The 12,057-nt window shown below is 63.6% G+C and carries 9 protein-coding genes; 6 read left to right on the plus strand and 3 right to left on the minus strand.

All coding sequences use genetic code 11. From position 1 onward, the window contains the following. Positions 1-49: 49 nt before the first annotated feature. The gene (locus EDE08_RS34195) at positions 50-730 is read right to left on the minus strand and encodes a TetR/AcrR family transcriptional regulator (protein ID WP_131873920.1); all 681 of its coding nucleotides are present in this window, start codon (positions 728-730) and stop codon (positions 50-52) included. 551 nt (positions 731-1,281) lie between these two features. Here EDE08_RS34195 and EDE08_RS34200 point away from each other — a divergent pair. Beyond that, positions 1,282-2,010 carry a hypothetical protein gene (locus EDE08_RS34200; protein WP_131873918.1) on the plus strand — a complete coding sequence of 243 codons (729 nt, stop codon included), beginning with the start codon at positions 1,282-1,284 and terminating at the stop codon, positions 2,008-2,010. Between the two features lie 238 nt (positions 2,011-2,248). After that, positions 2,249-3,742, plus strand: a complete 1,494-nt coding sequence (locus EDE08_RS34205) for a hypothetical protein (RefSeq protein WP_131873916.1) — start codon at positions 2,249-2,251, stop codon at positions 3,740-3,742. Between the two features lie 275 nt (positions 3,743-4,017). On the opposite strand, the gene EDE08_RS34210 is transcribed toward EDE08_RS34205, so the two are convergent. Then, positions 4,018-4,182: a Flp family type IVb pilin gene (locus EDE08_RS34210; protein ID WP_027545569.1), complete on the minus strand. Its 165-nt coding sequence runs from the start codon at positions 4,180-4,182 to the stop codon at positions 4,018-4,020. 411 nt (positions 4,183-4,593) lie between these two features. Here EDE08_RS34210 and EDE08_RS34215 point away from each other — a divergent pair, with 411 nt between their 5' ends. From EDE08_RS34215 to EDE08_RS34230, 4 genes are all read left to right on the plus strand, one after another. Then, positions 4,594-6,105, plus strand: a complete 1,512-nt coding sequence (locus tag EDE08_RS34215) for a hypothetical protein (RefSeq protein ID WP_131873914.1) — start codon at positions 4,594-4,596, stop codon at positions 6,103-6,105. After that, the gene (locus EDE08_RS34220) at positions 6,102-7,376 is read left to right on the plus strand and encodes a glycosyltransferase family 87 protein (protein WP_245524977.1); all 1,275 of its coding nucleotides are present in this window, start codon (positions 6,102-6,104) and stop codon (positions 7,374-7,376) included. Before EDE08_RS34215 ends, EDE08_RS34220 begins: the two co-directional genes overlap by 4 nt. 110 nt (positions 7,377-7,486) lie before the next feature. Next, positions 7,487-9,049 carry a hypothetical protein gene (locus EDE08_RS34225; protein WP_131873912.1) on the plus strand — a complete coding sequence of 521 codons (1,563 nt, stop codon included), beginning with the start codon at positions 7,487-7,489 and terminating at the stop codon, positions 9,047-9,049. A gap of 210 nt (positions 9,050-9,259) precedes the next feature. Next, positions 9,260-10,255: a glycosyltransferase family 2 protein gene (locus EDE08_RS34230; protein WP_131873910.1), complete on the plus strand. Its 996-nt coding sequence runs from the start codon at positions 9,260-9,262 to the stop codon at positions 10,253-10,255. Between the two features lie 71 nt (positions 10,256-10,326). Here EDE08_RS34230 and EDE08_RS34235 read toward each other — a convergent pair whose 3' ends face one another. After that, a complete protein-coding gene (locus EDE08_RS34235; protein WP_131873908.1) occupies positions 10,327-11,772 on the minus strand; it encodes a hypothetical protein in 1,446 nt (481 codons plus the stop codon). Between the last annotated feature and the right edge of the window lie 285 nt (positions 11,773-12,057).

The following is a 12,057-nucleotide window of genomic DNA, read 5'->3' on the forward strand; positions in this document are numbered from 1 at the left end:
CAATGACCTGAATGCGATCAGGTCGACACCTCGCGCGCAGCGCGATTTTTCAAGCCCCGACCAGCGCCTTCGTCGTCGGCAGCAGCGTCTGCTGCACCACGAGGCCGCGGGCGCGGGCGTCCATGACGCCGACCGCGCGGAGCGCCAGCAACGTCACGGTCTGCACCGCATCGCGCATCTTGACGGGATCATCGAGATTGTCGGGCGCGAGCGGGCCGACCAGGGCCTCGTGCAGCGCGCCGAGCAATGCGGTGGCGGCGAGCGCGGTATCCTGCGCTGGCAGGTGACCGGCCCGCACCGCAGCGTCGATCCGCGAGGCGATCTCGCCGGCGATCTCGCGCCGGCTGGCAAGGCGGGAGGCGCTGACATCGACATCGACAGGTTCGGCCAGGATGCCCCAGGCCAGTCTGCGCTGCGACAGGGTATGGACCGCCACGGTGGTCACGGCCGCCGCCAGCGCCGAGGACGGCCCCGGCGCGGCGTCGGCTGCCCTTCGGATCGCCGCGAGCTCGTCGCGGGAGACCTCGGCAATGAGCTCGGAGATCAGGTCGGCCTTGGAGGGGAAATAGCGATAGACCGTGCCGGCCGCGACATTGGCCCGGACCGCGACAGGCGCGATCTGCACCGCCGCCATGCCGCCTTCCGCTGCCGCGTCCCGCGCCGCCGCCAGAATCGCGCTGCGCCGCGCCGCAAGGCGCTTCACCACTTGATGCGTCCGCCGATAAACCATGGCGCGCTTCCTGTCCCACACGCCGGCCACACGCCCTGCGGCCAAACGCTTCGTCACGTCAAAAGATGCAAATCGCCCCGCAAGGACTGAACAACTATTCAGGGTGAATGACAAGATGGGAAATGCGTGAAGCGTCATTGCGAGCGGACGGAGGCGCCAAGCCTGCATCGACGGCATTTTGTCGCGGCCGCCGTCCAAACGCTGGGAGTTTGCCCGGAGCAGCGCCGGATCAACGTCACACTTGGCCAGCCCGTTCGACGTGCAACTAACCCATCGCGCGGCCGAACGAGTATTCTTCGACGGCTTGGACCGCCAGTTTACAATTTGAGTTCAGTGGTCGCTCTTCCGTCTGTGAGTATTTCGCCTGGGATTGCGCTACGATCATAAACTTATAGGTTCATTTATCCTGTTCACAGCCGGACGTTGACCTCAGTCGCGCGCAGTGTGCTGATGGCGTCGCCCCTCACTGCCGGGCAATTTCGAGAGTTCGAGCGAGATCGGCGCTGTCGAGCTGCGGCGTGGGGGTCTCATGGACGAACGGAGCGTGCGACATGAATCGGCTCCTGGGCCTCGCGCTCACTTGCTTTCTGATGCTGACGTCAGACCGCGCGACAGCCAGCGACTCATTTTCGGTGCGGTGTGAAGGTGGCGCTCCGGTCCGCCCCTACTTCGCAACGTTCGACATCGACGCAAAAGCTGTCGTCTTTGAAACGCCGCCGATAGACGTCGAGACAAATTTCGGCATCAATGCATATTCAGGAGAGATCATTTCCACGAACGATGGAAAGATCGAATTCATGCTGCGCGTCCGTCCAGGACGACTCGACCTGATCTTTGATCGCAATCAGAAGATGTTGACTTGGCCGGGATTCGACGACCCCACCTTTCGGCCGACATTGACTCATCAGTGCACCGTCACACCGCCGAGAAGCATTTTGAGCTTCCGAGTTCGCGAACCAATTCAGCATCCGATCTCCGTTCGCTGCGAAGACGCGGGGTACATGTATTTCACGATGGATGCCGCATCAAAACAAGCGATCTTCGAGCGCGGCAAGGACGGACGGCTCTACCGAGGTGAGGTTACCGACGTCCGCGATGATGAGATTACGCTGTCGATGAATTTTGATGTTCCTCGTCAGGTCGTATGGAACAAAAGTCGTCAGACCATCACAATTGAAGGCATTGACGGCGATGCATCGCGGCCGCGGGGTGTCATGCAATGTCAAGAAGTCGCGCCCCGAACGATGATGGTCTACCATGCGAGACTCTGGCGACGTTGAGCGCCAGTCCCCGGCCATGCCCCTCAACCGGTCATCCCGCTGCCGACCCCCTCCTACAAAAAAGCACCCTGCCAAAGACGGCATTCTCGAATCAAGGTTCCGCCTTCACGCGAGCAGGTAGTAAACGCATCCTTTCACCCTCTGGCAGCGCAGATCTCGCCCGGTTTACCCCAACTTAAAGGCGATCATGCTCAGGTCCTGATGCGCCGTTGCGCGATCGCCCAACCCCGAGCCTCCAATGTCGATTTCCGTCATCAGCAGCGTTCCGGTCCGCGGCGTCGCGCGATGGCTTTTGCCGGTCTGCATCGGCGTCGGTGTCTACCTGTTCTTCCTGGGCGTCGGCGACATCATGCTGCGGGATTCGGATACGCTGTGGCAGATCAAGATCGGGCAGTGGATCCTCGAACACCGCGCGATGCCCTACACCGACATCTATTCGTTCACGCGCGCCGGCGAGGCGTGGATCTCGAGCTCCTGGCTGTCGCAAGTCCTGTTCGCACTGGTCTACGAGCCATCGAACTGGTCCGGCGTGGTCATCCTGACATCGCTCGCGATCGGCGCGACCGCGGCGATCTTCGTTTACCTGCTCGAGCCCTATCTGGAGCCAGCACGCGCTTTCGTGCTCGTCACCCCGCTCCTGTTCATGTCGATGGGCCATTTTCTCGCGCGCCCGCACATGCTGGCGCTGCCCGTCATGGTGGCCTTCGTCGGCGGGCTGCTGGCGGCCGCCGATCGGCGTAGCGCGCCGTCCTGGCTGTTGCTGCCCCTGATGGCGCTGTGGGCCAATCTTCACGGCGGCTTCGTCATGGGCCTCGCCCTGATCGGAGCCATCGGCCTCGATGCGATCGCGTCCTGCGATCGCAAGGACCGATTTGCACTGGCGACGCGCTGGGCCGTGTTCGGCCTTGCCGCGCTCGCTGCAAGCTGCTGCACGCCCTATGGCTGGAACACGCTCCTGGCGTCGACCAAGATCCTCAGCCTCGGCAAGCTGCTCTCCCTGATCTGGGAGTGGATGCCGGCCGACTTCAGCTCGCTCGACCTGTTTGGCGCCAGCCTGCTCGGCTTGATCGCCATCGGCTATTGCAGCGGGGTGGTGCTGTCATGGACCCGCATATTCCTGCTGCTCGGGCTGATCTGGGCGGCACTCAACCACGTCAGAAACATCGAGGCCTTCGCACTGTTGACGCCCCTCGTGCTGGCAAAACCGTTCGCCGAACATTTCGGAGTGACGAGAACGCTCGCGCTGAAGGAAAGCGAGGCGCGCCCCTCCTTTGCCCTGACCGCAATCGCGGCGCTGGCCATCGTCGCGGCCGGCTGGAGCATCACGCGGTCCTATGCCACGCCGAGCCGGTATGCGTTCATCGGCAATCAATCACCGGCGGCCGCGGTCGACGTGCTCGAAAAACGGCGCGCGCAACGGATCTTCAGCACCGCTCCGATCGGCGGCTACCTGATCACCCGCAACATCAAGAGCTTCATCGATGGCCGCGCCGAGCTGTATGGCGAGCAGTTCGTGCTCGACTATTTCGATGCCGTCGAGGGCAAGAACGTGGACACCCTGCTGCGCCTGCTCGAGACCTACCGGATCGACGCGACGCTGCTGAACACCACCGTTCCCGCCGCCAGGATCATGGACCATCTGCCGGGATGGAAGCGGCTCTATGCGGATGACATCGCCGTGGTTCACGTCCGCGACGACGCGCCAGTGCAGTCACCCTCCGCGTCACGCTGACTGCCGAACGCGACCCGTCAGCCTTCGCGCGTTGCGCAAACGAACAGACGGGTGCAGAACCGTTCGCCACGGCCATCCTTTGCGAAGCCTGCGGCGGCTCTCAGGTCGCTTTTGCGGCGAAATGTCCGGCTCACGAAATGTCCGGCTCACAATGAGGCGCTGGCGAAGCTGCGCCCAGGATCATGCTCGCGAAAGCCATCCGGCTGCAGGAGCCTCGTACGAAAAAGAGCCCCGCCAGGGACGGGGCTCTCGAAAATTCGCAGCTCGTCCTGGCCTTACTTGAGGCTGGTCGAGATCGAGGTGAACTTGGTGTTCAGCGTGGTGCCGAGATTGTTGACGACGGTGATGATCGCCAGCGCGATGCCGGCAGCGATCAGGCCGTATTCAATGGCGGTGGCGCCGGATTCATCCTTCACGAAACGCGCAACGAGGTTCTTCATAGAGTGCTCCAAATGGGTACACGAGGCTTACAACTGATCTGGTCTTTTCGGCTTCCCAGCGCCGCCCGACCATGGAACCGAACGTAGAGGCAAAGAATTGCGCCGCAGTTAATCCGACTACGTAAACATCGGGTGGTTTGCGAGTATTCGCCGATGGTAAATCGAAATCCAAAACAACCCGTTAAATTGTCGGGACACGGCCCGGCGCGGCCGATTTACCCGAAGTTATGACCGCCATGGTCCAATGCCGCCCGCTCGGACTGAAGCGCGATGAGATGACCCGTTCATCGTGCTTCAGGTGATTGTTTGAGCGTGATCTCCTCGGAATACCGCTACGTACTTTGCGCTAACGCGGCCCTCCGGGTCCGGATCATGCCCGACCCGACGAGAACAACAGGACAACGAGGCGGCATGTCCCTTTCCCTTGCCAACAGCATCGCGGTTCAGAGCCGCGCACGGGCTCTGGTGCCCCTGTGCGTCGGTGCCGGCGCGTACCTGTTCTTCCTCTATCTCGGCGACACGCTGCTTCAGGATTCCGACTCGTTCTGGCAGATCAAGATCGGGCGATGGATCCTCGATCACGGCGCCGTGCCGTACACCGACTTCTGCTCTTTCACGCGCACCGGCGAAGCCTGGATCTCGACATCGTGGCTGTCGCAGGTCTTGTTCGCCTTCTCCTACACGCACTGGGGCTGGGCGGGCCCCGTCATCATCACCGCGATCGGAGTCGCGCTCACCGCCGCCATCTTCGTCCATTTCCTCGACGCGCAGATCGAGGCACCGCGCGCGGTGCTGTTCGCGATGCTGGCGCTGCTGCTGTCGATGCATCACGTGCTCGCCCGTCCGCATATCCTGGCGCTGCCCGTCATGGTGGCGTGGGTCGGCTTGCTGATGGCCGCCGCCGACCGCAAGAGCGCGCCGTCCTGGACCTGGCTCCCGCTGATGGCGCTCTGGGCGAACCTGCACGGCGGCTTCGTGCTGGGCCTCGCGCTGATCGGTCCGATCTCGCTCGAGGCGGTCGAGCATGCCGAGAAGGGGCGGCGACTTGCTCTGTTCATGCGCTGGGTGCTGTTCGGAATCGGTGCGTTGATCGCGAGCTGCTGCACACCCTACGGCTGGCGGACGCTGCAAGGCGCGACCAACATTCTCAGCCTCGGCGAGCTGCTGTCGCTGATCTTCGAATGGATGCCGGCGAACTTCGCCACGTTCACCTCGTTCGAAGGCGCCCTGCTCGGCCTGATCGCGTTCGGCTATTATCGGGGCCTCGTGCTGTCGGCGCCCCGGATCTTCCTGATCCTGTTCCTGACCTGGAGCGCGCTGACCCATGTCAGAAGCATCGAGGCATTTGCGTTCCTGGTGCCGCTGGTGCTGGCAAAGCCGCTCGGCCAGATGTTCCCGCGCCCGGCGCCCGACGCCGCAGATGCCGACCGCTGGCCGGCCCGCCATGTCGCTACGCTCGGTGCGCTGATGATCGTGGCGGCAAGCTGGACCTCGACGTCGCTCTATCTGGGACACCACCGCTTCACCTTCACGATGACGCAGACGCCGGTGGCGGCGGTTGATCTGCTCGAGCAACGTAAGGTGCGGCGCATCTTCAACGCCTACCAGTTCGGCGGCTATCTGATCTCGCGCGACATCCCTGTGTTCGTCGACGGCCGCGCCGAGCTCTATGGCGAGAAATTCGTCGTGGACTTCTTCAAGGCGACGGAGGGCAAGAAGCCCGAATTGCTGCCGCGCTTGTTGGATGAGTACAGGATCGACGCGACGCTCCTGGTCGCTGACGCGCCGGGCCCGCAGATCCTCGACCAGCTCAAGGGCTGGAAGCGGATCTATGCGGACGACATTGCGGTGATCCATGTGCGGGACGACGGGCAGGCCGGCGTGGCGCCGGGAGCTGAGATCCCGAAGGATGCCCGCAAATGAGCATGCCCCTTCAATCGCCGACATCCGCTCCGGCGCGTCGCCGGATCGAAATCCCCCTGATGTTCCTGCCGGCCTTGTCGATCGCTGCGCTGTTCGGCTGGGGCATCCTGATCTCGACCTTCGTCCATCCCGGATGGATCGGACTGAACCACATCGCCCCCGGCACTGACTGGATGGTGTTCTACGGCGCCATCAGATCGATGCTTGCCGGCAAACTCGCGCTGGTCCTCGATGCCGAGGCATTCACCGCGCATCTCAACCAGTCGTTCGCATCATGGCTCACGGTGCCCCTGGAGTTCCGCCCGTGGTTCTATCCGCCCAGCTTTCTCGTCCTGCTGCTGCCGTTCGCTCCGCTCGGTTTTGCCGGCTCCTATGTTGCATTCCAGGCTGCGACCGCAGGCCTCCTGGCTTGGGCGCTTCGCAACCGCGCCGCGCAGCCGCAACTGACGCCCTACATCATCGCTGCCGTGCTGGTCTCGCCGTCCGCATCGCTCAATCTGGCCGATGGACAATGCGCGTTTCTCGTCGCTGCACTGCTGGTGGCGGGCGTCAGACTACTCGGACCGCGGCCGCTCCTTGGCGGCGCCATCCTCGGGCTCCTGAGCTTCAAGCCGCAATTCTTTCTGCTCGTTCCGTTCGCGTTGCTGGGTCTGCGCCAATATCGCGGCCTGTGTGCGGCTGCATGCTCGGCATTCGCACTGGCGCTCGCAAGCGTCATGATCTTTGGCATCGAGCTGTGGATTCGGTGGATACCACAGGCGTTCAACAATCTGGTCAGCCCCGACGAGAAATGGCTGGCCTATGGCCGCATCTGGGGTCACAGCGTATGGGCCTGCGCGGTACTGCTGGGCGTGCCGGAGCGGATCGCCTCGATCCTGCAATTGGGCGCGATCGTAACGAGCGCGGCAGCGACGTTCGTGGCGTTTCGCTCCTCGCTGAACAGCGACAGCAAGTTGATCGTGTTGCTTGCGGCAACCGTGCTGGCGGCCCCGCATTCGGGCCCCTATGATGCGACGCTGCTGGCGGTCGCCATCGTGCTGTGGCTCGCCGCATCGATCGATGCGCCGCGCCTTCTCGACTGGCTGATCGGGCTCGGCATCTGGATGGTCCCGCTGCTCAGCCCTGCGGTTTATGTCCCTGCGGGACGTCTATCACCGCTCCTCACCATCGCTCTCATCGGCCTCGTGTTCCGAAGGTTGCATAGCCGGGCGAAGTCTCGCGAGTCGGGAATTCCGCCGCTGTCTTCAATTCGATCGACCGCTTGCGATTAGGCCCGCGGCCGGGACTCCGTGCAGGCGTCCGGATCCGGGCGACGGCCGGTCCTTGCAGACGTGACGCAGACAAGACCTCGCACACCGCTCAGACCCAACGATCCCACGACATGGTTTCTTCCAACAGGCCGACCTTGACCATTCCGGATCGTCTCCGCTCGGAGCGATCCGTGGTGATTGGCGTTCTTGCAATGCTGGCGGCCGTCTCGTTTCTTCCGGTGCTGCTGACCCCGATTCCCGCGATGGTCGATTATCCCAATCACCTCGCCCGCATGTACATTCTGAGCCAGAACGGCACCTCCAACGCCAATCCGCATTACGAGGTGGTGTGGGCGTTCTATCCCAATCTCGGGATGGATCTGCTGGTCCCGCAGATGGCGCGGCTGATGAGCGTCGAGAACGCCACACGGCTGTTTCTGCTGCTGAGCCAATTGCTGGTCGTCGGAGGCGCGCTGCTGCTCGAATGGACCCGAAAGGGACGGATTCATCTTGCCGGCTTCGCTGCGCTCGCTTTCCTCTACTGCCTGCCGTTCAGCTGGGGTTTCGTGAATTTCGAGTTCGGACTGGGCCTCGCGCTCTGGGGCATCGCCGTCTATCTGATGCTGGCAGAACGCCCATGGCCGCTCCGTTTCGCCGCCAACCTGGTCTTCGTCGCTGCGCTGTTCGTGGCGCACTTCTTTTCACTCGGCATCTACGGCGCGACGCTTGGTCTTTATGAGCTCTGGCGCCTCCGCCATCAGCGAATTACGTACCCGGTCGCCGCCGCGCGGCTTGTCGCCCTTGCGCTACCGGCGCTGGCGCTGCTCACGGTCATGCATTTGGCTGCCGGCTCGATCGGGGGGCAAGGTTCGAGCTGGTTCCTCGAGTTCAAGCCGATTTGGCCGCTCCGCATCATGAACGGCTACAATCTGACGGCAGCGGCAGCGACCGGGCTGACGCTTGCGATCCTGCTGTACTTCGCCACAAGACGCGGCTTCCTCAAGCTCGAGCCAGCCGGGATCTGGATCGCGATCGGCCTTGCGCTGCTGTACCTGGTCATTCCGTCGAGACTGTTCGGAACCTCGTTTGTCGACCTCCGCATCATTCCCGCCGCGGCCCTGATCCTGCCCGCCTTCTGCTCGCTGTCGCTGCCGGGACGAGCGTGGAACATGGCTGCGCTCGCCGCGATCAGCTGCATCATATTGATCAATCTCGCCGTCGTCCTCGCGGTGTGGCTGCCTTACCGTGCGGACTATGCGGCCATCATCGAGTCGTTCCGCAAGCTCGATCGCGGCTCGCGCGTCCTGGTTGGCAGCACCGGCGACAATGGAGATCCGCCCTTCGCCGACCTCACCTCGTATCCGATGTATTATGCGCCGACGCTGGCCGTGCACTATGCCGACGCGTTCGTGATCAATCTCTTCACGGAAACCGGCAAGCAACCCGTACGGACACGCGAGGCCGTGCGCCGTCTTGCGCTGTCCGACGGAGGAATAGTGCCGTCAGGGCTGCTTGTTGCGATTGCGGCAGGCCAGCCGCCGGCGAACGCCCCGCCCCTCGTCCGCACGTGGTACCGGGACTACGACTATCTCTATTTGGTTGGGCCGCCTGCCGCGAATCCGCTGCCGGATCTGCTCCAGCTGTTGGACAGTTCGGACCGATTTGTCCTCTACAGGATCCGTCGCCGGTCCTGAAGCGCGACGAGATCGGGATTGGATCGTCCTCGTGCGCTCGGCACAACGCGGACAATCAGGCACCATCCAGCTGCTCCGTCCTTTGGTCTCCGGTAGTTCAAGCCCGCGGCATGGGCCCCGGAGCAATAGATCCTTAATCGTTGCGACAAGGCGACCTTAACCACCGGCGCATTAGAGTCCCGCTCCTGAAACACAGTTGGAATCTTTCGCATGGCGGCCAGGCCCAGATCGATCCGCTACAGCCTCGTCATCCCCGTATTCAACGAGGAAGCCGTGCTGCCGGTCCTGCTGCGCCGTCTCGAGCTGGTATTGTCGCGGCTCGACGGGCCGGCAGAAGCGATCTTCGTCGACGACGGCAGCCGCGATTCCAGCTCGATCGTGCTGCAGGCGCTCGCCACGCGCGACCCGCGCTTTCGCTATATCGGCCTGTCGCGCAATTTCGGTCACCAGGTCGCCATCACCGCCGGTATGGACGCCGCGCAAGGTGACGCGATCATCGTGATGGATGCCGACCTGCAGGATCCGCCCGAAGTGATCGAGCAACTGATCGCGAAATGGCAGGAAGGCAACGACGTCGTCCACGCCCGCCGCCTGTCGCGCGAGGGGGAAAGCCGTTTCAAGCGTGCGACCGCGCATCTGTTCTACCGGCTGCTCGGCAGGATGTCCTCAGTCGGCATCCCCGCCGATGTCGGCGACTTCCGCCTGATCGATCGCAAGGTGCTCGACGCCCTTCGGCAAATGCCGGAGCAGGATCGCTTCGTGCGCGGCATGATCGCCTGGCTCGGCTTCCGGCAGGCCGAGGTCGCCTTCCACCGCCTCGAGCGCGCGGCGGGCGAGACAAAATACCCGCTGTTCAAGATGGTACGGCTCGCGATGAATGCCGCACTTGGCTTTTCCGACCTGCCCTTGCGGCTGGCGATCTGGTGCGGATTGTCGGTCTCCGGACTCGCGATGCTCTACGGCGGCTGGGTGGTGCTGATGTGGCTCAGCAACGATAGCCACCTCGTGACCGGCTGGTCCTCGACGATCGTCCTCGTGTCGCTGCTGTGTGGAATCAACATGCTGATGACGGGCATCGTGGGGCTCTATGTCGGGCGCATCCACGCCGAGGTGAAGCGCCGCCCGCTCTACGTGGTGCAGACCCGCGCCGGCTTCGACCGCAACGAGGCGGCGGCCCCACCCGCGATCCACGCCATCAACGAGTGACTCGACGACGCGTGACCAGGCGCCGGACGGGCGTGTCATGCGGATGCCTATAAATCAGATACGCCCTTGGCCTATCTTTGTGGCGCATCCCGCCGCTTGTGCACGACCGCCACGTCGTCGCTATAGACGCGCTGCCACGCGGGCAGCCGGTCAAGCATGGCGACTGCCGGTGTGTGCGGTGCGAGCAACGTCGCTCCGATGCGGTATTCCTCCAGCAAGTTGAGAAAATCTCCGAGGTCGATCAGCGCCAGGGCACGATTGTAGCGCTCGATGAACGGTCCGCCGTACAGTTCGGCGCGACCATCGATGAAGGTCGGTATGCCGGCAAAGATCAAATAGCCGCCGAAGGAATAGTCGTTGAGCACGGGCCCAGTCTTGGCGAGATCGGCTCCAGCGATGGCTGCCTGAGGCGTGATGGTCGGAGCCGGCCTGACGTCATGCGCCAGGGCCACCCCGCTCGCCGCGATCAACACGCCGAGTCCGGCCAGAGTGAGGCCGCGCGACGCGACGGCCGCATCGTCCGCAGCCGCGCCGCCGAATCTCCGCCCCAGAGGGGCTGCCAGATAGAGCGGCGCCAGCATGGCCAACAGATCGGCATTGCGCATCTGCGCCAGCGCGAAATGGAGCAGGCCCAGCACCACAAGAACCCGCACGACCGGCAGCGTCACGCCGCGCGAGAGCGCAAAGATTCCAGCCAGCAGCAGCAACTCGAAACCGCCGACATGGCCGAAATCCTGCGGTCGCCATTCCGCGATCCAGGCGAGCGCGGGGCCGAGGCCGAGTGTCGTCAGCGGCATGAGCAGCGGCTCCGGCCCATGGGGCGTCAGGCAGGAGGCTGCGACTGCGAGTGCCGTGAAGGGTAGCCACCGCAGCAGCACGCGCGGCCATTCGCTTGGCTTCTCGCGCAGCAGCGCCTCGAGCCCTGCAGGGCCGATCAGCCCGAGAGCCAGCACCCCACTGCCGTGAAGATTGGCCCACAGCACCAGCAGCGGCAGGGCCCAGTAGGGCGGAGGCCCTCCACGATCCATGCAGCGCACCAGGGCGGCCGCCCAAATCACCATGACCGGCAGGACGAGGACGTGCGGCCGCGCCAGCATATGCGGCGCCAGCAGGATGACGGCGGCGATCACCATGAGCAGCGTCTGGACCGGCGAAAGCTCACGCAGCAGGAAAAAGGTCAGCAAGCCAAAGGCGAGCGCTATCGCCGCCGCGGCGACGACGACGACGCCCGGCCAGCCGGAAATTACGTACGCGGCCGCGTAGATGACCTCCGAGAGCCATTCGAAGGTGATCCAGGGCGCGCCATGCCTGGAAAACGAAAAGGGATCGCTCGTCGGCAGGGCGCCATGCGCCATGATCCAGCGCCCGAGCTCGACATGAGAATAGGTGTCGGGATCGCCGAGCAAGCGTGGCCCGGCAATGAGCAGCGCCGCATAGACGCTGAGGCCCACCAGCCAAGGGAGCGCTGCACGTGCCGAAAACGGTTGAACCGCGCTGTGGACGACCTGGTCAGACATGGCGGGCCAAACTAGAACGCAAGCGTTAAGTTCTTCTTGAGTGTTCTCGCATTCGCCTAGGGTGAGCCGACGATTCCAGCGTTCCTGTGAACGGCAGCACCGATTGACGTGACCGGAACGCATCAAATGCAGCCACGGGAACGAAGCACAGCAAGGACGAATGAGCACCTGAGGTCAGCTCTCGAGCGTTTGCGGCCAGCAACTCGCCGACATCAAACCTCAACAAGCCGCAGGAACATCATTTCCCAAGCGGTTGAAGCGGACCACAATGCGAGCGGCTCTCTG

The organism is Bradyrhizobium sp. R2.2-H, from assembly GCF_004346455.1.
GTDB lineage: Bacteria > Pseudomonadota > Alphaproteobacteria > Rhizobiales > Xanthobacteraceae > Bradyrhizobium > Bradyrhizobium diversitatis.